The sequence below is a fragment of the Brevundimonas diminuta genome (genome assembly GCF_022654015.1).
Classification (GTDB): domain Bacteria; phylum Pseudomonadota; class Alphaproteobacteria; order Caulobacterales; family Caulobacteraceae; genus Brevundimonas; species Brevundimonas diminuta_C.
Genome location: NZ_CP073063.1, coordinates 33,497 through 56,245, shown reverse-complemented (window position 1 = coordinate 56,245; position 22,749 = coordinate 33,497). Strand labels below are relative to the sequence as shown.

The window sequence follows — 22,749 nt, the reverse complement described above, 5'->3', positions numbered from 1 at the left end:
TGTGCATGCGGAATAGATGTCGAGTTTGCTTCAAGAAGAAGCAAACGCACTTTTGCTTTATATGAGCAAAACAAAGATTTCGCGCGCTACGCGAATACACCTCTGAATCATAGCTAACACCGTTTTTTACTGTTGACCGGTTGTTAATGGAAGATTAACTGGACGAGATCGGACGGGGGGGACTGCCGCCTCGATCGACTATTTTTCGCGAAATCATTCGCTTGGAGAGACTGATATGAAGAAGTTCGCTTCCCTGATGGCCGGCGCTGCCGCGCTCGCCATGATCGCCGCCCCTGCAATGGCCGGCAGCGTCTACCAGGGCTCCGTTACGGGCACCGTTCAGATTACGCCCCCGATCCCGACGCCGTTCGGCACCATTCCTGGCGTTTCATTCACGGGCACAAGCAACAACACGACCATCGTGGGTATCGCCGATGCGCTGAACCCTAGCGTCAACAGCAATGTGTCGCTGATCACCATCTCGGGCAGCTCAGCCGCCAACAACGGCACGGCGTCGAACGCTGACGGCGCGACCTTCACCCTGAAGGGCGCTGTGTCGACGGACTGCGCCTACTACACCGGCAACGCCTCAACCACGATCGACTTCGGCACCATCGGCATCTACGCCTCGGACGACACCGGCCCGGCCAATGCCTTTGACATGACCGCTCCGGCCAACGTCACCATCGACACCAACCTGGCCGGCTGCAACACGTCCAACACCGTCACCGTCTCCAAGAACGACATCCGCGGCCTGGTGAACAACTCGGGCGCCGGTTACGACTCCAACGTCTTCCAGGCCAGCCTGCCTTATTCGGTCACCGGCACCTACACCGCCGGCGCCGTCGGCTCCACGGCCGCCGCGACCAACGGCAACTACATCAACCTGGCCGCCAACGCCAACTCCACCAGCGCCAGCCACGGCGCCTGGAAGTCGGCCATGGCCCTGAACGTGAACATCCCCGTTCCGTCCAAGTCGCTGCTCGCCGGCGCCTATGAAGGCCAGCTGACCGTCAACATCCAAGCCTTCTGATCCTCAGAACGACTTGAGATCCAAGGGCGTCGGCATCGCGTCGGCGCCCACTTCTCGTTAAAGGGAGAACTACTGTGAAGCTTAAAGCTCTTCTCGCCGGCGTCGCCGCCCTTGCTCTGACCGCCGCTCCGGCTCTGGCCGGCAACCCGATCTATCAGGGCTCGGCCAGCGGCCCGTATGACGCCAACGGCAATGCGCAAAGCACCATCGGCACCTACACCGGCACGGCCCAGCTGAACCTGGCTCAAAACTACGTCAACGGCCCGAACAACCAGGGCGACGTTTCGCTGCTGCTGATCACGGGCGGCGCCGCCAACAACAACGGCACGGCGTCTAACGCTGACGGCGCGACCTTCACCCTGAAGGGCGCTGTGTCGACGGACTGCGCCTACTACACCGGCAACGCCTCAACCACGATCGACTTCGGCACCATCGGCATCTACGCCTCGGACGACACCGGTCCGGCCAACGCCTTTGACATGACCGCTCCGGCCAACGTCACCATCGACACCAACCTGGCCGGCTGCAACACGTCCAACACCGTCACCGTCTCCAAGAACGACATCCGCGGCCTGGTGAACAACTCGGGCGCCGGTTACGACTCCAACGTCTTCCAGGCCAGCCTGCCTTATTCGGTCACCGGCACCTACACCGCCGGCGCCGTCGGCTCCACGGCCGCCGCGACCAACGGCAACTACATCAACCTGGCCGCCAACGCCAACTCCACCAGCGCCAGCCACGGCGCCTGGAAGTCGGCCATGGCCCTGAACGTGAACATCCCCGTTCCGTCCAAGTCGCTGCTCGCCGGCGCGTACGAAGGTCAGCTGACCGTCAACATCCAAGCCTTCTGATCCTCAGAACGACTTGAAACCAAAGGATGCCGACAGCCGTCGTCATCCCCCTTCATCCAGGAAACATGATCATGAAGCTTCAAGCTCTGCTCGCCGGCGTCGCCGCGCTGGCCCTCGTCTCGACCGCACAAGCGGGCACCATCAACCAAGGCTCGGCCATCGGCAGCTTCTCCAAGGGCAACTACGGCGCCTTTGCCCCCGGCGGCACGACCGACATGAACTTCATCAACTTCGTCAACACTAACGGTCTGGGCGGACAGGACAGCAACATCTCGGTGTTCACCGCCACGGGCAGTTCGGCTGCGAACAACGGCACGGCGTCGAACGCTGACGGCGCGACCTTCACCCTGAAGGGTGCTGTGTCGACGGACTGCGCCTACTACACCGGCAACGCCTCGACCACGATCGACTTCGGCACCATCGGCATTTACGCCTCGGACGACACCGGCCCGGCCAATGCCTTTGACATGACCGCTCCGGCCAACGTCACCATCGATACCAACCTGGCCGGCTGCAACACCTCGAACACCGTCACCGTGTCCAAGAACGACATCCGCGGCCTGGTGAACAACTCGGGCGCCGGTTACGACTCCAACGTCTTCCAGGCCAGCCTGCCTTATTCGGTCACCGGCACCTACACCGCCGGCGCCGTCGGCTCCACGGCCGCCGCGACCAACGGCAACTACATCAACCTGGCCGCCAACGCCAACTCCACCAGCGCCAGCCACGGCGCCTGGAAGTCGGCCATGGCCCTGAACGTGAACATCCCCGTTCCGTCCAAGTCGCTGCTCGCCGGCGCCTATGAAGGCCAGCTGACCGTCAACATCCAAGCCTTCTGATCTTCAGGACGATTTGAGAAAAGGCGACAGGGGGGTCTGCATGTCCCCCCTGTTTGCGTTTCAGTCACCATTGTTACGCCATGCTTAAATGAAGCTGGCGCGACGCTTGCAGCAGCCTGGGCGCGGCGGCTCGCGACGGGAATCTCAAGCCGGCGTCAGATCGGTCTTCGGGGGAAGTAACACAATGTCTTCATTGTTCAGCGTTCGCAGGGGCCGGTCTGTCGCCTTGGCGATAGGCGTGTTTGCGGTTGCGCTCGTGATCATGGCTGTCGCCGGCGCGGCATGGGCCATGCGCGTGTCGCCGATGGTGTCTGAACTGACCACGACCGGCGCCGGATCGGCCGCCCGGATCGAGGTCGGCAATGTCGGATCCGTCGCCTTGCCGTTCGAGACGCGCATCACGCGCATGGATATCGACGCCAACGGCAATGTGACCGAGACGGACGCCGACGACGACTTCCTGGTCTTCCCGCCCCAAGGGCTGGTGCCCGTCAATGGTCGTCAGGTGGTTCGGGTCCAATGGGTCGGCGATCCCAAGATCGATACGTCCCACGCCTACTACCTTTGGGTCCGCCAGTTGCCGGTCGCTACCGATCCTACCGCCACGCCCGAAAGCGGCGGCGCGGTGTCGGTCCAGGTTCTCTATACGATGAAGGCGCTGATCGTCGTGGCGCCGCCCGGCGCCGAGCCGAAGGTCGAGGTCGTCTCGGTGACGCCCGCCCTGGTCAGCCCGCCGGCGCCCGAGATCGATCCCACCCTCACCAACGGCCAGGCCGCCCCTCCGCCGCCCGCGGAACCCGGTATTGAGATCGTCGTGTCCAACACCGGCAAGCGCTACGCCCTGATGAGCGGCGCCACCTGGATCGTGGAAGGCACGGATACCGCCGGCCAGCCCTTCCGCCGGGAGTATGACAGCGGTGAAATCTCCAAGACCGTCGGCGTCGGTTATCTGGCGCCCGGCGGCGGCAAGAGAACCTTCAAACTGCCCACCGGCACGGCGCTGGATCCCGCCAAGCCCGTCACGTTGAAGTTCGGACGATGAGAGCGCTGGGGGGCGTCTCGGTTCTTGCACTGGCCTGGGGGCTGGCGTGCGTTCCGGAATCATCGGCCTTGGCCGCCGTCAGGGCAGCCAGCGCGGCTTACCAACAGGCGGCGCAGGAGGCCACGGCGGCTCTGAATCGAGCCAGTCTGGCGGCCGGCGAAGCCGCCGCCTCTGGCGCTCAAGCCATGCAGGCGGCGGCCTCGCCCGCGCCCGCCCCAACGATGGCCGGGGCTGCGCCTGAGACGCCGGCTCCGGTCGAGCAAACGCCGCCGACTGCATCTGCGCCTGCAGCGCCGCGCGAACGTCGCGACATCAACCCCTACGATCGCGACATCCCGATGACGGTGCCGCTGAACTTCAACAGCCGCGTGCTGGGTGAACTCCCGGTCGTCTTGACGCGCGACGACCGCTTCATCGTCGATACGGCGGGCTTCAAGACGCTGATCGATCCGCTGCTGACCCCTGAAGCCCAGACCGAGCTCGCGACGCGGCTGCAAGGCGTCACGTCGTTTGCGCCCGAAGAGATCAACGACACCGGCATTCAGCTGGACTATGACCCGGAACAGCTGGCCGTTTTGGTCCTGCGCATCGATCCGACCAAGCGCACGGTCGAGTCGCTGTTTCGCGGCGGTAAGCCGGAAACGCCGGGCCTGCCGCCCGAACCCTTCAGCGCTTATCTGAACAGCAACGTCTCGATCCAGCGTCGGGAATCGACAGGCGATGTTAGCAAACCCAGCGTCTTCCTGAACGGCGCCATCCGCTATAAGCGCCTGGTGTTCGAAGCCGACGTTCAGGGCCGCGAGGATCTGTTCACCGGCGAATACAATGTCGAGCGTCGCTACGCCCGGTTCGTCTTCGATCAGCCCGAAGACTATCGCCGCTGGTATCTCGGCGATCTGGAACCGGAAATCCGCGGTCGTCAGGGCTTCTCGCAGCTCGGCGGGGTCGGCGTGTCGCGTCAGCGTCAACGCTTCGACTCTTTCCGCAACAATGTCCTGGCCGGCGGCCGTCAACTGGTGCTTCAGGAAGCCTCGACGATCCGTGTGCTGAGAAACGGCGTCTTCGTGCGCGAGTTTCGCCTTGATCCTGGCCAGTACGACCTGACCAACCTGCCGCTGGAAACCGGCTCCAACGACATCCAGCTGGAAATCCAGAACGACTCGGGCCGCGCCGAAACCGTCGCTTACAGCGCCTATCTGGACGCTATCGAGCTTGAACCGGGCGACTACGAATACGGGGCTTATTTCGGCGCGATCAACAATGGCATCTTCGGATCGCCCGACTATTCCGAAGGCGAACTGGCCTTCACCGGGTTCTGGCGCAAGGCGTTCGAGAACCGACCTGCTGTGGGCATCGGCTTCCAGGCTTCACAGGACGCCCAGACCTTGTCGGGCCAGAGCCAGTTGATCCTTCGCAACGGCGCGCGCGTTCGCCTGGACGCCGCCGCCAGCAACGGCGATCCCGGCGTCGGTTACGCCTTTGCGCTGGGCTACGATCACGTCGTCGATCTGGGCGAGACCTTCGATAGCTGGACCGTCGTCGCCGACTTCACGTCAGAAGACTTCTCCTCCATCGGCAATCCGACCGGCCAGAACCCGACGTCGTGGGTATTCTCCGGCGGCTATTCGCATCAGTTCTCGCAGGACTGGCTGGCGAACGTCAGCGCTTCCTATCGGATGAGCCGCAGCGATCTGATCGACGATTCCTATTCGATCAACGCGACCTCCACCTACCGGTTCGCGCCGGAATGGAGCGCGCAGGTCGGCCTGGAATACTCCGACTTCGGCGCCAGCTTCGGCGGCTTCCAGTCCGGGGGCTTCGGGGCGACCTTCGCCCTGATCTGGCAGCCGCGATACGATCGTCGTGTCGAAGGTCGCTATAACTCGGCCCGCAACAGCGGCAGCGTGCGCGCGCAACAGTCCAGCGAAAACCGCGTCGGTTCCTTCGGCTATTCGCTGGCCTCCACCTATGACGATGGTCCCGCGACCGTTTCGGGCCAGGTCGATTATGTCGGCAACCGCTTCGACGCCAGCCTGAGCCATACAGCGTTCGGGCGGGACTTCTCGAATATCACGCAAGAGCAGATCACCAATCTGCGCTTCGGATCGTCGATCTCGACGACCGGGGGCAAGGTCGCGGTGGGCCGCAACATCTATGACAGCTTCGCCATCGTCTATCCGCACAAGAGCATCGACGATCACCCCGTCATCGTCGGCGACAGCTTCGAAGGCGGTCGCTACACGGGTCGCAGCGGCCTGCTGGGCGGTGCCGTGGCCAATAATCTGACGGCCTATGTGAACCAGTCGGTGCGTTATGACGTGCTCGACGCGCCCTTGGGCTACAACATCGGAGACGGCATCGCGCGAGTCCGTCCGACCTACAAGAGCGGCTACGCCATCCAGGTCGGCAGCGCCAAGTTCGTCAGCGCGCTGGGCCGTCTGGTCGGCAATCAAAGCCGTCCGGTGTCGCTGATCTCGGGTCGTGTGACGCCCCTTGATGATGCGAACGCACAGCCCGAACTGTTCTTTACCAACTCGGTTGGACGGTTTGCGGTGCAGAACCTGGAGCCGGGCAAGCGCTATCGCGTCGAACTGTTCTCCACGCCGGCGCTCGGGTTCGAGTTTACCGTTCCCGCGGACAACGAAGGTCTGCTCGATCTCGAGACCATTACCGTTCCGCTCGACGTGCCCGAAGCCTGAGCCCAAGACTTAGCCGAGGAGGCTGAAATGTCCCGTAATCGTACATCCGCCCTGCTCCTGGCCGCTGCTGCTGCGACCGCGACCTTGATGGCGGCCGCGCCTAGCGAAGCCGCGCCGGGTTGCCAGCTGGTGATCGAATCCGGTGCCGATCAATGGATGATGCGCTACGAGCCGTTTGATCAGGACGTAGCCGTTCAGGAATTCGATGTCGCCGTGGTGAACCAGGGCGACGGACCCTGCACCGCCGTCAGCCGCGTCGAACTGCGCGGCGAGCAGTTCGGTCTGGTCAACGAAGCCGGCGCCCAGCGTATGGCCTACGCCCTGGTCGACGAGCGAGGCGGCGCGGATGTCACCCCGCGCGCGGGCCAGAGCGCGCGCCGCATCGGGGTGCGGCCGCTGAACCTGGCGGCCGGCGAGCGGGGTCTGATGCGCTTCTCCTTCACCGCCGCCCCGGCTGAAACCCTGTCGGCGGGTCTCTATTCCCAGAACGCCTTCATCAATCTGGAAACCCCGGACGGCCGACCGCTGGCGGAAAAGCCTGTCACGCTCAGCCTCCAGGTGCCGTCGGCCGCCGTCATGGGTCTGAAGGGCGAGTTTCGTCGCAACGGCGGCACGCCGACGATCGACCTGGGGGAACTGACCCAAGGCGTTCGGCAACTGCGCACGACCCTCTATGTTCTGAGCACGGCCGGATACAGCGTCTCGGTGGCGTCGCAGAACCAGGGCCGCCTGCGTCAGGGCGCAAGCGAATGGTATGTGCCCTATGGTCTGGTTCTGGGCGATCGCGACATGGACCTGTCGCGGGGCGGTCGGGTCGATGTGGTGTCGCGTCGCGCGCGACTGGACGACTATCCGCTGACGATCAGCGTCGGCAGCACGACCGGTAAGCGCGCCGGCGATTATTCCGACATCCTGACCTTCACGGTCGCCGCGCTATAAGCGTCAGCGCCAAACAAAAAGAGGCGGAGACGTCGCGCGTCCCCGCCTCTTTTTCAACTGGGATGGATATGGTCGGCGATCAGATCGGCTGAATCGTCAGGGCCAGGATCAGCGGCTGTTCCAGTTCGACGTCGTCGAACCGATAGGACACAGAACGGATCGTCGCGATGCTGGAGCGGCGCAGGGTCTGCATGCCGGACTTGTCCAGATCGAACGTTCGGTCGCCGTAGAACATCACCGCCTTTTCGGTCAGCGACAACGGGCGATACTGGGCGGAGACGGTGAAGCCGCCGGGGCTGTTGCAGGCCTCGACCACCTCTCCAGAGCGACCGGCGGCCGCCAGGACGGGCGAGGTGGGCTTGACCCAACAGGCGACAGGCACGGTGGCGCGAAGGCGATAGGTGCCGCCTGCGGTCGGCCCGGCGAAGGCGGGAGCGGCGGCGGCGACCAGGCCGAGGCCGAGCGTGGCGGCGGCGAGAGCGCGAAGGATACCTTTGGTCATCTGCGGTTCCGATCTGCACATTGCAGAGGAACACTAGATCGCCGCTCGTTAAGGTCACGCGAGCGAATACGCCTAATGCGGCTTAACCTTGATCGCTGGCGTTAATGCGTCGGAAAGCATGATGATATGCACGGGAATACTGAAAAGTGATCTGCCGTGATCTCAGGTTAAGCTCGCGCCCCGCCAGACTTTATGCGGTCTGTTCGATGACCGCGGTCGCTTCATTCTCTCTTGAATAGCGCTGGGCGATGATCGTGCAGGCGAACAGCTGGATCTGGTGGAACAGCATGATCGGCAGGACGATCAGGGGCACGGCGTGACCGGCGAAAAGGATGCCGGCCATGGGGATGCCGGTGGCCATGCTCTTCTTGGAGCCGCAGAACAGGATGACGATCCGGTCGGGCCGGTCGAACTTCAGCGCGCGGCCGGCGAAAAGGGTCAGGGTCAGGACGATGGCCAGCAGGGCGATGTTCAGGCCGATGACCTTGGCCAGATCCAGCGGCGCGACCTGAGACCACACGCCGGCGACGACGCCTTCGCTGAAGGCGGCATAGACGATCAGCAGGATGGAGCCGCGGTCCACCAGGCCGGTCAGTTTGGCGTGGCGGCCCAGCCAGTCCTTCAGCAGGCGGCGGCACAGCTGGCCCACGGCGAAGGGGGCCAGGATCTGCAGGCCGATGTCGAAAATGGACTGCAGATGGATGCCGCCATTGGCGCCGCCGATCAGCAGGGCGACCAGCAGCGGCGTCACAACCACGCCCAGCAGGTTCGACAGGCTGGCGCTGGTCAGGGCGCCCGCGACATTGCCGCCGGCGATGGAGGTGAAGGCGATGGACGACTGCACCGTGGACGGCAGCAGGCACAGATACAGCATCCCGGTCAGCAGATCGGGCTGAAGCGACCCCCGCATCAGAAAGACCAACCCAAGCCCCAGCAGCGGAAACAGCAGGAAGGTCGACAGGAAGACCGTGCCCTGAAGCCGCCAGTGCAGCAGGCCCGCGCCGATGGCCGCCGGCGACATCCGCGCGCCGTACAGGAAGAACAGCAGGGCGATGGCGGCCTTGACCACCCCATCCATGACCACGGCCGCCTGTCCGCTGGCGGGGAATAGCGCCGCCAGGATCACCATGCCGATCAGGGCCAGCAGATAGCCGTCGATCGGCAGGCGAGATAGGAAACGAGGCATGGACGGCTCAGGCTGCGGCGGGCTGACGCACAGATAGGCGCATCAGCCCCCGCATTGAACCCGCGTCTTCAGGCCCCGGCGCGGTTCTTGACCAGATCGTCCACGACCGACGGATCGGCCAGTGTCGAGGTGTCGCCCAGCGACCCGATCTCGTTCTCTGCGATCTTGCGCAGGATGCGGCGCATGATCTTGCCGGATCGGGTCTTGGGCAGGCCCGGCGCCCACTGGATCACGTCGGGGGCGGCGATGGGGCCGATCTCGTGTCGGACGTGGGCGACCAGGGCCTTTCTCAGATCCTCGGTCGCCTCGACCCCGTTGTTCAGGGTGACATAGGCGTAGATGCCCTGGCCCTTGATGTCGTGCGGATAGCCGACGACCGCCGCCTCGGCGACATCGTCGTGCAGAACGAGCGCGCTCTCGACCTCGGCCGTGCCCATCCGGTGGCCGGAGACGTTGATGACGTCGTCCACCCGGCCGGTAATCCAATAGTAGCCGTCCTCGTCCCGGCGGCAGCCATCGCCGGTGAAGTAGCGGCCCGGATAGGTCGAGAAATAGGTGTCGAAGAAGCGCTGATCGTCGCCATAGACGGTGCGCATCTGGCCCGGCCAGCTGTCGGTGATGCACAGATTGCCGGAGACGGCGCCCTCCAGCGGCTGGCCCTCGGCGTCCACGATCTGAAGCTCGACGCCGGGCAGGGGCAGGGTCGCCGATCCGGGCTTCAGATCGGTGGCGCCGGGCAGCGGGGTGATCAGATGGCCGCCCGTCTCGGTCTGCCACCAGGTGTCCACGATGGGGCAACGGCCGTCGCCGACCACTTCATGATACCAGCGCCACGCCTCGGGGTTGATCGGCTCGCCCACCGTGCCGAGCAGCCGCAGCGAGGCGCGCGAGGCGGCCTTAACCGGGCCGTCGCCCTCGCGCATCAGGGCGCGCAGGGCCGTGGGCGCGGTGTAGAAGATCTCGACCTTGTGCTTGTCCACCACCTGCCAGAAGCGGCCGGCGTCGGGATAGTTGGGCACGCCCTCGAACATCAGGGTCGTCGCCGCATTCGCGAGGGGGCCATAGACCATGTACGAGTGGCCCGTGACCCAGCCCACGTCGGCGGTGCACCAGAAAACCTCGCCGGGGCGATAGTCGAAGACGATCTCGTGCGTCCAGGCAGCCCAGAACAGATAGCCGCCCGTAGTGTGCAGCACGCCCTTGGGCTTCCCCGTCGAGCCGGAGGTGTAGAGGATGAACAGCGGATCCTCGGCGTTCATCGGCTCGGGCGGGCAGTCGGCGTCAACCTTGGCGGCTTCCAGGCCGTAATCGAAGTCGCGACCCTCGATCATCGGCACGTCCGCGCCGGTGCGGCGAATGACCAGGACAGTGTCGACCTTCACCTTCGTCAGGGCCTCGTCGACATTGGCCTTAAGCGGAATATGCTTGCCGCCGCGCAGGCCCTCGTCGGCGGTGATGACCAGGTTGGAGCCGCAGTCCTCGATCCGGCCGCACAGGCTGTCGGGCGAGAAGCCGCCGAAGACGACCGAATGCACCGCGCCGATCCGCGCACAGGCCAGCATGGCGTAGGCGGCCTCGGGGATCATGGGCAGATACAGGGTGATCCGGTCGCCCTTCCTGGCCCCATGCGCCTTCAGCACATTGGCCATACGGCACACCTCGGCGTGCAGTTCGCCGAAGGTGATGTGGCGGCTGTCGGCGGGATCGTCGCCTTCCCAGATGATCGCCGTCTCGTCCTTGCGATGGGGCAGGTGACGGTCGATGCAGTTGGCGGCAACATTCAGGACGCCGTCCTCGAACCAGCGGATGCGGAAATCTTCCTTGTTGAAGGAGACATCCTTGATCCGGGTCGGCGGGGTGATCCAGTCCAGACGTTTGGCCTGTTCGGCCCAGAAGGCGTCAGGCGTTTCGCGCGCGGCGATCCGCGCCGCCTCATACGCCTCCTGGTCCATATGGGCCTTTTCGGCCCAGTCGGCGGGGACGGGATAGAGGGCGGGATCAGGCACGCGAGACGTCTCCGGCATCAAATCAGAATCCGTATTTGGCGAACAGGATCAGTCGGGTCATGTCGCCGCTGGCGCCGGTTTCGATCTCGCGGTCTGCGAACATCAGCTCGGCCCCGACATCAAACGCCGTAACCGGCGACCAGATCAAGTTGGCGTGGAAGCTCTGGGCCGAACGGTTGGCGGCCAGGCCCGTGAAGGCCAGGTCGTTGTCCACCTTCTGCGCCGACCAGATCAGGCTGGAACGCCAGCCGGGCGCCCAGACGTGGCGATAGGCGGCGAAGCCGGCGACCACGCCGATCGCATCCAGATCGCCCGAGCCGTTCAGCACCGCGTCATTGGAGAAGTTCAGACCGACATAGCGGCCGATGCCCTCGCCGCCCGTCACCATCAGGCGCAGATCGTCCTTGGCGCCGACCTTGATCTTGGTCGAGGCTGACAGACCCCAGCCGGTCGCGGTGGAATCGATGTTCGTCGCGGGGTTCTGGTATTTCAGCTGACGCAGCAGGCCGGCGAACTGGAAGTCGCCCCAGGGCTTGGACACCGCATAGCGGGCGGTGAAGTCCGGGATGCTGTTGTCGTCGGCGACGATGCGCGCGCCGCCGCCGAAGGGGGTCACCGTCGTCTCGGGGTTCTCGACCGAGACCGAGAAGGGGCCGCGGGTGTAGCGGACCTGGACCTGACGGGCGAAGACTGTGCCCTCCGCCGCGCCGATGAAGTCGGCGGATTCGGGCAGGACGGCGGTGTTCTGGAAGTTGGTCCACTCCTGGCCGATCAGCCAGTTGTCGATGGTGATGAAGGCGCGACGCAGGGCCGGGTTGGCCGGACTGGTGGTGCGCTGGTCGCCGGCGCCGGGCAGGGTCTGGAAGTCCATCTCCATCCGCGTGCCGATCTTGTGGCCGCCGACCATACCGTCGGTGGTCAGCCAGAACCGGGTCTGGCGGGCGTTGAAGTCGGTCGCCGTATCCTCATCGGCGCCGCCGATGGGGATGGAGCCGGGGATGTGGAACTCACGCAGTGCGTCGCCATTGACCGGATCGCCGCCGGAATAGCGGGTGGCGTAGGCGTCCACCTTGACGAAACCGCCGAACTTGACCGTGTGGTCGCCGATGCGGAACCCTTCGCCGGGCGCTGCCGGCGCCGACGCCTGCTGGACCGGGGCGGACGCGGCGGGGCGAGTCTCCAGGCGGATGATGTCCTGCTGTTGCGCCGCCTGCTGGGTTCGCGCGGCGACGACCTCGGACTTCAGGGCGTTCAACTGGGCTTCGAGCTGAGCGATGCGCGCCTCGAGCGCGGCCTGGTCCTGGGCCGAGGCCAGTCCGGGTGTCGCCATCAGCGCAACGGCGGCGGCTCCCGCCATCAGGCTTTTCGTGATCATGATGAACCTCCCGCGCCCGTCTGGCGCGGGCGTCCCTTTGGCGACCTTTCCGCCTCCGGCCTCGGGGAGCCATTGGCCATTGGTCTAATTTCGACCAAAGTCGAACCGCGCCATGATGGCGACGACGCGGCCGGTCAGACGCCGCGCACGGAAGGAAGCCCATGGATCGCATCGTCGTCGCCGACGACCATCCCCTGTTTCGCGCCGCCCTGCGCTCGGCCGTCGACAAGGCGGCGCCGGGCGCGGAGGTGGTGGAATGCGCCAGCCTGGCCGAGGCCCGGGCCGCGATGGTCGCGGGACCGGTCGATCTGTTGCTGCTTGATTTGAAGCTGTCGGACAGCGAGGGGATGGCGGGCCTCGCAGCCGTGCGAGCCGAACAGCCGACTGTGCCGGTGGCGGTGGTCTCGGCCAGCGAGGATGCGCCCGTTGTGCGCCACGCCCTGGGTCTGGGCGCCGCCGGCTTCATTCCCAAGTCTTCGTCCCTGCCGCAGATGGTCGAGGCGATCGTCGCCATTCTGGCCGGCGACAGCTGGGCGCCGGATGTGCCCGAGGCCGACGACGATCTGGCCGGCCGGGTGGCCAGCCTGACGCCGTCGCAACTGCGCATCCTGGAAGGGTTGAAAGCCGGGCGGTTGAACAAGCAGATCGCCTTCGACCTCGGCGTCTCTGAAGCAACCATCAAGGCGCATCTGACCAGCGTGTTTCGAAAGCTGGGCGTTCACAACCGGACTCAGGCGGTGATCCTGGCCAAGTCGCTGGACCCGGCTTAACGCGCCAAATCCTAGCTCGACAGGAAGGCCTTCAGCGCCGCCGGCTTGATCGGCTTGGGCAGAAGGACGGCGCCGGCAGCGGTCGCCTGTTCGTTCAGCCCGTCGCGTGTGTCGGCGGTGACCAGGGCGATGCGGCGCACGCCCTGGGGCCTCAGCCAGTCGATAACGGCGAACCCTTCGGGCCCGTCGCCCAGATGCAGATCGACCACGGCGGCGTCGAACGGGCCGATCGCCGCCTTGGCCGCCTCGACGCTGGCGACCAGCGTCGGCCGCGCGCCCCAGCGGGTGAGCAGGGCGTTCAGCGCGTCCAGGATCACCGGTTCATTGTCCACGCACAGCACGCGCAGGCCCGCCAGTGGCAGTCGCGCCTCGCGCAACGGCGTGGCCTCGGCGGGCAGGTCGGCTGCGCTGCGCGGCACGGTGATCCGGAAGGTCGTGCCGCGCCCGACACGGGAACTCAGCTCAAGCGGGTGATCAAGCAGGCTGGACAGGCGGCGTACGATGGCCAGGCCCAGGCCCGCGCCCGGCTCGTCCACGGCGCCCGGCAGACGCACGAACTCGCCGAAGACGGTTTCGTGGTCGGTGTCGGGAATGCCGCGTCCGGTGTCGCAGACGAACAACTGCACAGTCTCGCCCCGCCGACGCGCCCCGACCAGCACACGGCCTGCGTCCGTATAGCGGATGGCGTTCGCCACCAGATTTTGCAGCATGGAGCGCAGGAGGTCGCGGTCGGACGCGACCCACAGCCGGCTGGACATCACGGTCAGGTCCAGACCCTTGGCCTCGGCCACGGGCGCGAACTCGCGGCGCAGTTCGTCGAACAGGCCGCCCAGCGACAACCGCGCGACATTGGTCCGCACCCCGCCGGCTTCCAGCTTGGACAGGTTCAGCAGGGCGGTCAGCAGACGGTGGGCGCTGTCGATGGCGCGGTCCGCGTTGACGGCAAGGGTGCGGCTGGTCGCGTCTTCCAGCGCCGGCTCCTCCTTCAAGGCGGCGATGAACAGGCGGGCGGCGTGCAGCGGTTGCAGCAGGTCGTGGCTGGCGGCGGCCAGGAACCGGGTCTTGGAGGCCGTGGCGTCCTCGGCGACGCGCCGGGCCTCGTCCAGCCGGGCGGTGCGGTCCGCAACGCGCGCCTCCAGCCGTTCGTTGGCCTCCTCCAGCTCGCGCGCGGCTTGGCGCAGGGCGGTGATGTCGGTGTAGCTGGTGGCGTAGCCGCCGCCGGGGATCGGCGCGCCGGAGGAGCGCAGCACCCGGCCGTCCGGCTGCTGGCGTTCGTGGTCGTGGGGGATTCGGCGGCTCAGCGCCTCCAGCCGCCGCTCGACCCAGGCCTCGATGTCGTCGGGGCTTTCGCCGCGCTCGGCGTTCAGGCGATAGATGACCGCGATGGGCAGGCCGACGTGGACGAAGCCGACGGGCAGGTCGAACATGGCGACGTAGCGCCGGTTCCAGGCGGTGACGCGCAGATCCTCATCCACCACGATCACGCCCTGGTCGATGTTGTCGAGCGTGGTCTGCAGCAGGTCGCGGTTGAACTGGACGGCCTGGGACGCCTCGTCCAGCATCCGCACCACGTCCTCGGGCGCGCGCCCGACGCCGGCCAGCGCCGCTGAGATAACCCGACGCGCAGAGGCCGCGCCGATGGCGCCCGCCAGCATCCGCTCGGCGGCGCGGGCCAAGGCCGCATCGGCCGGGTCGGCGTCGCGGAGCTTTGTGTCGGTTTCATCGCCCCAGGCGGTGAAGGCGCGCTCGGCCCGTTCGTCGCCGATGAAGCGGGCGACCAGGGCGCGCAGATCGCCGACCGAGGCGCCCGACGGCGCGGGCCGGGCCTCCATCCAGTCCGGTCCCAGCCGATCGACAAAGGCGCGGGCCTGAACCCGGTCGATCAGGCGCGGCTGAGCAAAACGCGACACGCCGACATAGGCCGCCAGGTTCAGCGCCAGGCTGACGAAGACGCCGAGCGCCAGCGGATCCTCGACCCCCAGCATGACGTGCAGGTGCCAGGGCGCGCCGGGCGACAGCTGGGGCATGGCCAGCATGACGATCCAGACGCCCATGCCGACTGTCATGCCCGCTAGCGCCCCTTGCGCATGGCCGCCCCGCCAAAGGACCGCGCCGAACAGGGCCGGCGCCAGCTGGGCCATCGCCGCGAAGGACACCAGCCCCATCGCCGCCAGGCCGCGCGACTGGTCCGTCGCCTGATAGTAGAGCCAGGCCAGCAGCAGGACCGCGACGATGGCCCCGCGCCGGACCTGAAGGATGGTGCCTGCCATGTCCGAGGCGTCGCCGCGCACCCGCCAACGTTCGCGCGCCAGGAAGGGAAGGATCAGGCTGTTGGACACCATGGCCGACAGGGCGACGGCCTCGACGATGACCATGGCGGTGGCGGCGGAAAATCCTCCGACGAAGACCACGGCCGTCAGCAGGGTCTCGCCCCGCTGGAACGGCAGGGCCAGCACCAGCAGGTCCGGATTGACCGACGGCGCAAACAGGGCGCCGGCCGCCACCAGCGGCAGCACCGCCAGACTGGTCAGCAGCAGATAGAGCGGAAAGATCCAGCGCGCCCGCTTCACGTCCGACGGCTGACCGCCTTCGACGAAGGCGACGTGGAACTGGCGCGGCAGGCAGAAGATGGCCAGGGTCGACAGCAGGGTTATGGCGGTGAAGCGCGGCGTGACCTCGGGCGGCGCGGCCAAGGCGCCCAGACCTTCGATGATGCGCGGGGGCGATCCTTCGTTCAGCAGCAGGACCAGGGCGAAGACGGCGACGAACAGCAGGGCGCCCAGCTTGACCATCGACTCCAGCCCGATCGCCTGGATCAGGCCGCGATTGTGCTCGGTCAGGTCGGGACGGCGCGCGCCGAACAGGATGGCGAAAAAGGCCAGGACGCCCGCCAGCACCAGAACCGTCAGACCCTCGGATCCCGCCACCGGCGTGCCGGCGGTCAGCAGTGCGCCGGCCATCGACAGCGACTTCAGTTGCAGCGCGATATAGGGCAGCGACCCCAGGATGGCGACGACGGTGACCGCCGCGCCCAGGGTCTGGCTCTTGCCGTAGCGCGAGGCCACGAAATCGGCCATGGAGCCGACGTTCTCGCGCCGGGCGGCGGCGGCGATTCGGCGCCATAGCGGAAACAGCAACGTCAGACCGATCACCGGGCCGATGTAGATGGGCAGATACTCCCACCCGTCGCGCGCCGCCGTGCCGACCGCGCCGTAGTAGGTCCATGAGGTGCAGTAGATGGCCAAGGACAGGGCGTAGACCGACGGCCCCAAGCCCTTGCCGCGCGCGCGCGCGGACGGCCGTTCCTGAGACCAGGCGACGGCGAACAGCACCGCCATATAGGCGGCGACCAGGCCGAGGATCGTCAGGCTGAACATCGGGGCATCTGAACCGGGCACGGGGTGTTTCACAAGCGAAAGGCGGGCCGTCCTGCGACGACCCGCCCTTCATTCCGCCTGAAAGCAGGATCAGGCGTTCAGATCGACGTCCTTGCCTTCCTTGACCAGCAGGAAGCCCAGAACGACCGTCCCCAGGGCCACCACGATCGGGTACCAGAGGCCGGAGTAGATATTGCCCGTCGCCGCCACGATGGCGAAGGCGGTGGTCGGCAGGAAGCCGCCGAACCAGCCGTTGCCGATGTGGTAGGGCAGGGACATGGAGGTGTAGCGGATGTTGGTCGGGAACATCTCGACCAGGGCCGCCGCGATCGGTCCGTAGACCATGGTCACATAGAAGCCGAGGATGAACAGGATCAGCACCACCATCGGCTTGTTGACCAGGGCGCTGTCGGCCTTGGCTGGATAACCGGCGGCGGTCAGGGCCTCGCCCAGGCTCTTGTCCCAGGTCTTCTTCTGGGCGGCGAAATCGGCCGGGGCCATGGCGTCGCCCCGGAAGCTGGGGATGACGACCTGATCGCCGATGCGGACCTCGGCGACCGTGCCCGCCGGCGCCGCGACGTTGGTGTAGGTCACGCCCGCCTTGGCCAGGTAGGATTTGGCCACGTCGCAGGAGTGGTTGAACACCGTCTTGCCCACCGGATCGAACTGCAGATTACAGTCTGCCGGATCGGCGTAGACCGTGACCGGCGCCGAGGCGGCGGCGGCGGCCAGTTTCGGATTGGCGGCCTGGGTCAGGGCGTTGAACAGCGGGAAATACGTCAGGGCCGCGATCAGGCAGCCGGCCAGGATGATCGGCTTTCTGCCCACCTTGTCCGACAGCCAGCCCCAGAAGATGAAGAAGGGCGAGGCGGCGAGAAGCGCGATGGTCAGCAGCACATAGACCAGGGTGGCGTCGACCTTCATGACCCGTTCCAGGAAGAACAGGGCGTAGAACTGACCGGTGTACCAGATGACGGCCTGACCGGCGGTAAGGCCAAGAAGGGCGATCAGCACCAGCTTCAGGTTGGGCCATTTGCCGAAGCTGTCCTTCAGCGGGGTCTTGGAGCCCTTGCCCTCAGCCTTCATCTTCTTGAACGACGGGCTCTCGGCCAGCTTCAGGCGTATCCAAAGGGAGACGCCCAGGAGCAGGATCGAGACCAGGAACGGGATGCGCCAGCCCCAGGCGGCGAAGGCTTCCTCGCCCAGCGTGTAGCGAACGCTCAGGATCACCACGAGGCTCAGCACCAGGCCGGCGGTCGCGGTGATCTGGATGAAGGAGGTATAGTAGCCGCGTTTGCCCTGCGGGGCGTGCTCGGCGACGTAGGTGGCGGCGCCGCCATATTCACCCCCCAGAGCCAGGCCCTGGATCAGGCGCATCAGCACCAGGATAATCGGCGCGGCGATGCCGATCACCGCATAGGGCGGCAACAGGCCGACGACGAAGGTCGACAGGCCCATCAGCAGCATGGTGACGAGGAAGGTGTTCTTGCGTCCCCACAGGTCGCCCAGCCGCCCGAAGACGATGGCGCCGAAGGGCCGCACCGCAAAGCCGGCGGCGAAGGCCATCAGGGCGAAGATGTAGCCGGTGGTTTCGTTGACGCCCGAGAAGAACTGGACGGTGATGATCGCCGCCAGAGAGCCGTAGAGATAGAAGTCGTACCACTCGATGACGGTGCCGACCGATGAGGCGAGGATGACCAGGCGATCGCTGCGATCGACGGTGTGCTCCTCTCCTCCGGACGCAAGGGGTGCGTCGGTTGCCATGATCCATTTCCTCCCGTGTCGCCGTTTGTCGGCCGTTATGCGCGGCCTGCCGGACGCGTGGAGGGCGACATTGACCGAGAGGAAGGCGGCTGAAGAGACCGACTTTGGTCGAGGATCGTCGGTCGCTCAGGGCAGTCAGCCGTCGATGGAGATGACCGGGCCGAGCTTGGGCTGGGCCTTGCCGCGACGGGCGCTGCGACGCTTCAGCCAGGCGCGGATGCGGGTCTGGATCGGATTGTCGATCGCGAAGTGAAAGGCGAAGGCGAAGGCGACCGCCGCCATGACGCCCAGGCCCCACAGGCCCCATTGAACGAAGAGGGGCAAGCCAACGCGCGCCTCGACCGCATTGACCACGCCGAACCAGACGATGCGGACCACCTCGTTGGAGATGAACATGGAGAAGGAGACCATGGCGGCGGTCTCGACCCAGTTCGAGGGCTTGGTCACAGGCATGGCGCCGGCGGCCAGGATGATGATCGAGATCAGGGTCAGGGCGACAAGGGCGTGCTTGTCGTGGAGCTGAAGCGCGAAGAAGCCGATGGCGGCCAGAACCCCGGCCCAGCCGGCCAGACGCGGGGCGATCCAGACCTTCTGGGCGAACCAGGCCAGGCACATGCCCAGGAAGAACAGCGGCAGGGCGCGGATGATGCCGTAGCGCATCGGCATCTGATAGACGGGATAGCCGAGGAACGACCAGCACAGCTGGTTGGCGATCAGATAGACGCCTACGCCGACGGCCAGGGCCGACCACGGACCCAGACGCATCAGGCCGCGAATGATCCAGGGGAAGGCCAGGTAGCAGCCGATCAGGGCCGAGATCGACCAGGTCGGGGCGTTCCAGCCCAGGCCGCCATGCACGCCATAGGATTGCAGCAACAGCAGTTGGGCCGGCAGCTGATCCCAGGCGAACCATTCGGGGTTGCGGGGCGGCGAGCCGGCGGCGGTGGCCAGAAGCACGAAGCCGACCAGCGACAGGCCCATGATCAGATGGGCGGGCACGACGCGCAGGAACCGCTTCAGGAAGAAGTCGCCGGGCGACATCCGGCCCTTGTCCACCGCCGCGCCATAGACGCGCATCAGCACATAGCCGCTGTCGATCAGGAAGAAGTTGGTCAGCAGGAAGCCGCCGCGTTCGAAGATCGGATTGATCAGATGGGCGAGCGGCTCGGGCCCTGCGGCCTGGAAGTGATGCAGGATGATCAGGAAGGCCACGATGAAACGCAGCGCGTCCAGCCAGCCGCCGCGGGCGATCTGAACTGTCTCATTGCGGGTCGAAATCAGGGACCAGGGCATCGTCAGCGCCTCCTTTGATCCCTTCACCGCAAGCGTCGGGCCAGTTCGCCTGTCAGGCGAACGTCAAGACAGCACCAGACGCATGAACTCTTCGCGGGTGCGGGGGTCGTCGCGGACGACGCCGATCAGGTGGCTGGTCGACAGGCTGGCGCCGGGCGCATTGACGCCACGCAGGGTCATGCAGCTGTGCTCGGCCTCGATGACCACCCCGACGCCGTGCGGCTTCAGCACGGTCTGGATGGCCTCGGCGATCTCGGAGGTCATCTTCTCCTGGATCTGCAGGCGTCGCGCGAAACCGCGCACAACGCGAGCCAGTTTGGAGATGCCGACGACGCGGTCCGTCGGCAGATAGGCGACGTGCGCCTTGCCCACGACCGGCAGCATGTGGTGCTCGCAGAAGCTGACGAAGCGGATGTCCTTCAGCACGACCAACTGGTCGTAGCCGCCGGTTTCCTCGAACGTCTTCTCCAGATAGGAGAGCGGATCGACCTCATAGCCCTGGAAAAGCTCGCGGTAGCTCTTGGCGACGCGGGCGGGGGTTTCCAGCAGACCTTCGCGGTCCGGGTTGTCGCCGGCCCATTCGATCAGGGTGCGGACGGCGGCTTCGGCGTCGGCCTGGGAGACTTTGGAGGCGGGGGCGTCGGTCATGGCGGCCTAGATAGCGGAGCGCTTGAGGGAAGGGGAGAGGGCGAGCCGTCCCATTACGAGGCGGACGCACGTTCAGACGGCGAAGTCCGAAAAAGAGAGTCTAATTCGTCTAATTCGTCTGAAATCGAATGGCTGGCGCTCCCCAAGGCGAAGGCGGGGAAGTCGGCATGGAAGCGGCGCCGTTCAAGGCTGCACGCGAGATTTTTCCGTGGTCAGGTCTGGACGAAGACGCGTCTGGTTAGCGGCCTGTTAACCATCCTGTCGGCATTTTCTGCCCAGTAGTTTCTGGAGTGGGCCGATGAACGGCGCGGAAGTTCTGGACGTCGGGCGCGACGCCATCTGGCTGACGATCCAGCTGTGCCTGCCGGTGCTGCTGGTCGGTCTGGTCGTCGGCGTGGTGATCGGCCTGTTCCAGGCCCTGACGCAGATTCAGGAACAAACCCTGATCTATGCGCCCAAGATCATCGCCATCTTCGTTTCACTGATCCTGTTCCTGCCGCTGATGGGCGCCCTGTTGGGCGGCTTCATGCGCCAGATCGCGGCCCGCATCGCGGGGATGTAGTGGACGCTTATGCGACCGCCGATCAGGTCTGGGCCGGCGGGCTGATCTTCGCCCGGATCGGGGCGATCCTGATGCTGATCCCCGGCTTCGGCGAGGCCTATGTGCCGCCGCGCGTGCGACTGTCGCTGGCCCTGGTCATCAGTCTGGCGCTGTGGCCGGTGGTGCGCGCATCGCTGCCGGGCCTGCCGGACAGCATGGGGCTGATGGTCGGATGGATCATCCGCGAGGTGGTCGTCGGACTGATGATCGGCCTGCTGCTGCGCATGTTCATGAGCGCCCTGGCGACGGCGGGCGAGATCGTGTCGTTGCAGACGACGCTGAGCTTCGCCCAGACCGCCAATCCGATGCAGGCCCAGCCCGGTTCGACCATCGCCGCCTTTCTGGCCCTGCTGGGGGTGACGCTGCTGTTCGCCACCGACACCCACCACCTGTTCATCGCCGGCATGGTGGGATCGTATCGGCTGATCTCGCCGGCCCAGCCGCTGATGATGGCCGACTTCACCCAGATGGCGGTGCGGACCCTGGGCGACAGCTTCCTTCTGGGCGTGCAGTTGTCGGCGCCGGTGCTGGTCTTTGCTCTGATCTTCAACCTGGCGTCCGGCCTGGTGGCGCGGGTCATGCCGTCATTCCAGGTCTATTTCGCCGCCGCGCCCTTGAGCGTGATCCTGGGCCTGTCGATTTTCGCCTTGAGTCTGGGTGCGCTGGGCACCCTCTTCATCGACCGCTACCGCCGTCTGGCGGAGTATTTCGTGCTGGGAGGCCCCGGTGGCTGAAGGCGCGGATCCCGAGTCGAAAACCGAAGAGGCGACCCCGCGAAAGCTTGAGGACGCCCGAAAGAAGGGCGATGCGGCCAAGTCGCCCGATGTCGCCCAGGTGCTGTCGCTGGCGGGGGCGGCGGCGGTGATCCTGATGGGGGGAGGCTGGTTCGCCTCGTCCATCGCCGAACAGATGCTGCCCTTCATCGCCGCCCCGCACGAGATGCTGGGCGTGCTGAACTCGGGCGCGGGCAACCAGATCATGGTGCGCGCCGTCTGGGCCGTGGCGCCCTTTCTGGGAGCGGTTATGCTGGCGACCATTCTGGGCGGGGTCGGGGGCAATGTGGCCCAGTCCGGCCTGATCTTCACCGCCGAAAAGCTGAAGCCCAAATGGTCGGCGGTCAGTCCGATGCAGGGGTTCAAACGCATCTTCGGCCCCGATGGCCTGGCGCAGTTCGTCAAGACCTTCCTGAAGCTGATCGCCGTCTGCGCCGTATGCTGGATGGTGTTGAAGCCGCACCTGCGCGAGTTCGAGAACATGGCCTCGATCAGCCCGCTGGCGATCCTGCCGCTGGCGCGCGACATGGCGATCTCGCTGTTCGTGGCCTCGATCATCCTGTTGGGCGCCACGGCCGGGGCCGACTTCATCTGGCAGAAGATGCGCTTCGCCAAGCGGATGCGCATGACCAAGGAAGAGCTGAAGGAAGACTTCAAACAGTCCGAAGGCGATCCGCACATCAAGGCCAAGCTGAAGCAGATCCGCATGCAGCGCAGCCGCCAGCGGATGATGGCCAATGTGCCCAAGGCCACCGTCATCGTGACCAACCCGACCCACTATTCGGTCGCCCTGCGCTATGAGCCGGATCAGGGCGACGGGGCGCCGATCTGCGTGGCCAAGGGCGTGGACGCCCTGGCCCTGCGCATCCGCGAAGTGGCGACCGAGCACGGCGTGCCGATCGTCGAGAACGTGCCGCTGGCGCGCGCCCTGTACGCCACCGTCGAGGTGGACGAGGTCATTCCGCGCGAACATTTCGACGCCGCCGCCAAGATCATCGGCTTCGTCTTCCAGTCCCGCAAGCGCCGGTAAGGCGGCGTCAGGATTTGGGCG

General features: G+C 66.0%; 18 protein-coding genes. 10 read left to right on the top strand and 8 right to left on the bottom strand.

The features are described from left to right. Positions 1–235: 235 nt before the first annotated feature. The 6 genes from KAK88_RS00235 (at position 236) to KAK88_RS00210 (ending at position 7,403) form a co-directional block, all read left to right on the top strand. The gene (locus KAK88_RS00235; RefSeq protein WP_242077409.1) at positions 236–1,033 is read left to right on the top strand and encodes a hypothetical protein; all 798 of its coding nucleotides are present in this window, start codon (positions 236–238) and stop codon (positions 1,031–1,033) included. A 74-nt stretch (positions 1,034–1,107) separates the two neighbouring features. Then, on the top strand, positions 1,108–1,884 hold the full coding sequence (locus tag KAK88_RS00230) for a hypothetical protein (protein ID WP_242077408.1): 777 nt from the start codon (positions 1,108–1,110) through the stop codon (positions 1,882–1,884). Positions 1,885–1,955: 71 nt separating this feature from the next. Continuing rightward, positions 1,956–2,723 (top strand): hypothetical protein, encoded by a 768-nt coding sequence (locus tag KAK88_RS00225; RefSeq protein WP_242077407.1) that lies wholly within the window; start codon positions 1,956–1,958, stop codon positions 2,721–2,723. Positions 2,724–2,985: 262 nt separating this feature from the next. Continuing rightward, complete coding sequence (locus KAK88_RS00220) at positions 2,986–3,765, top strand: hypothetical protein (RefSeq protein WP_242077406.1); 780 nt, start codon at positions 2,986–2,988, stop codon at positions 3,763–3,765. A 68-nt stretch (positions 3,766–3,833) separates the two neighbouring features. Further along, positions 3,834–6,464 (top strand): hypothetical protein, encoded by a 2,631-nt coding sequence (locus tag KAK88_RS00215; RefSeq protein WP_242077405.1) that lies wholly within the window; start codon positions 3,834–3,836, stop codon positions 6,462–6,464. Between the two features lie 27 nt (positions 6,465–6,491). Continuing rightward, complete coding sequence (locus KAK88_RS00210) at positions 6,492–7,403, top strand: hypothetical protein (RefSeq protein WP_242077404.1); 912 nt, start codon at positions 6,492–6,494, stop codon at positions 7,401–7,403. A gap of 79 nt (positions 7,404–7,482) precedes the next feature. Here KAK88_RS00210 and KAK88_RS00205 read toward each other — a convergent pair whose 3' ends face one another. The 4 genes from KAK88_RS00205 to KAK88_RS00190 form a co-directional block, all read right to left on the bottom strand. Then, positions 7,483–7,905: a hypothetical protein gene (locus KAK88_RS00205; RefSeq protein WP_242077403.1), complete on the bottom strand. Its 423-nt coding sequence runs from the start codon at positions 7,903–7,905 to the stop codon at positions 7,483–7,485. Positions 7,906–8,095: 190 nt separating this feature from the next. Then, on the bottom strand, positions 8,096–9,091 hold the full coding sequence (locus KAK88_RS00200) for a bile acid:sodium symporter family protein (protein WP_242077402.1): 996 nt from the start codon (positions 9,089–9,091) through the stop codon (positions 8,096–8,098). 68 nt (positions 9,092–9,159) lie between these two features. After that, on the bottom strand, positions 9,160–11,115 hold the full coding sequence (gene acs, locus KAK88_RS00195; protein WP_242077401.1) for an acetate--CoA ligase: 1,956 nt from the start codon (positions 11,113–11,115) through the stop codon (positions 9,160–9,162). A gap of 4 nt (positions 11,116–11,119) precedes the next feature. Continuing rightward, positions 11,120–12,472: a DcaP family trimeric outer membrane transporter gene (locus KAK88_RS00190; RefSeq protein WP_242077400.1), complete on the bottom strand. Its 1,353-nt coding sequence runs from the start codon at positions 12,470–12,472 to the stop codon at positions 11,120–11,122. A gap of 161 nt (positions 12,473–12,633) precedes the next feature. Between KAK88_RS00190 and KAK88_RS00185 the strand changes: the two genes are divergently transcribed. After that, positions 12,634–13,242, top strand: a complete 609-nt coding sequence (locus tag KAK88_RS00185; RefSeq protein WP_242077399.1) for a response regulator transcription factor — start codon at positions 12,634–12,636, stop codon at positions 13,240–13,242. An 11-nt stretch (positions 13,243–13,253) separates the two neighbouring features. Here KAK88_RS00185 and KAK88_RS00180 read toward each other — a convergent pair whose 3' ends face one another. The 4 genes from KAK88_RS00180 to folE all read right to left on the bottom strand — a co-directional run bounded on the left by KAK88_RS00180 (position 13,254) and on the right by folE (position 20,324). Further along, a complete protein-coding gene (locus tag KAK88_RS00180) occupies positions 13,254–16,640 on the bottom strand; it encodes a hybrid sensor histidine kinase/response regulator (protein WP_242077398.1) in 3,387 nt (1,128 codons plus the stop codon). 69 nt (positions 16,641–16,709) lie between these two features. Then, positions 16,710–18,383, bottom strand: coding sequence for an MFS transporter (locus KAK88_RS00175; protein ID WP_242077397.1), 1,674 nt, complete (start codon positions 18,381–18,383; stop codon positions 16,710–16,712). A gap of 135 nt (positions 18,384–18,518) precedes the next feature. Continuing rightward, positions 18,519–19,676, bottom strand: coding sequence for an acyltransferase family protein (locus tag KAK88_RS00170; RefSeq protein ID WP_242077396.1), 1,158 nt, complete (start codon positions 19,674–19,676; stop codon positions 18,519–18,521). A 63-nt stretch (positions 19,677–19,739) separates the two neighbouring features. Continuing rightward, the gene (gene folE / locus KAK88_RS00165) at positions 19,740–20,324 is read right to left on the bottom strand and encodes a GTP cyclohydrolase I FolE (RefSeq protein WP_055753859.1); all 585 of its coding nucleotides are present in this window, start codon (positions 20,322–20,324) and stop codon (positions 19,740–19,742) included. Between the two features lie 298 nt (positions 20,325–20,622). Between folE and fliQ the strand changes: the two genes are divergently transcribed. The 3 genes from fliQ to flhB are packed head-to-tail and all read left to right on the top strand — an operon-like array spanning position 20,623 to position 22,728. After that, positions 20,623–20,886 (top strand): flagellar biosynthesis protein FliQ, encoded by a 264-nt coding sequence (gene fliQ / locus KAK88_RS00160; RefSeq protein WP_017505641.1) that lies wholly within the window; start codon positions 20,623–20,625, stop codon positions 20,884–20,886. Further along, entirely contained in the window at positions 20,886–21,659 is a 774-nt protein-coding gene (gene fliR, locus KAK88_RS00155) for a flagellar biosynthetic protein FliR (RefSeq protein WP_039246288.1), read from the top strand. Before fliQ ends, fliR begins: the two co-directional genes overlap by 1 nt. After that, positions 21,652–22,728 (top strand): flagellar biosynthesis protein FlhB, encoded by a 1,077-nt coding sequence (gene flhB / locus KAK88_RS00150; RefSeq protein ID WP_055753861.1) that lies wholly within the window; start codon positions 21,652–21,654, stop codon positions 22,726–22,728. The genes fliR and flhB overlap by 8 nt, the downstream gene beginning before the upstream one ends. Positions 22,729–22,749: the final 21 nt, after the last annotated feature.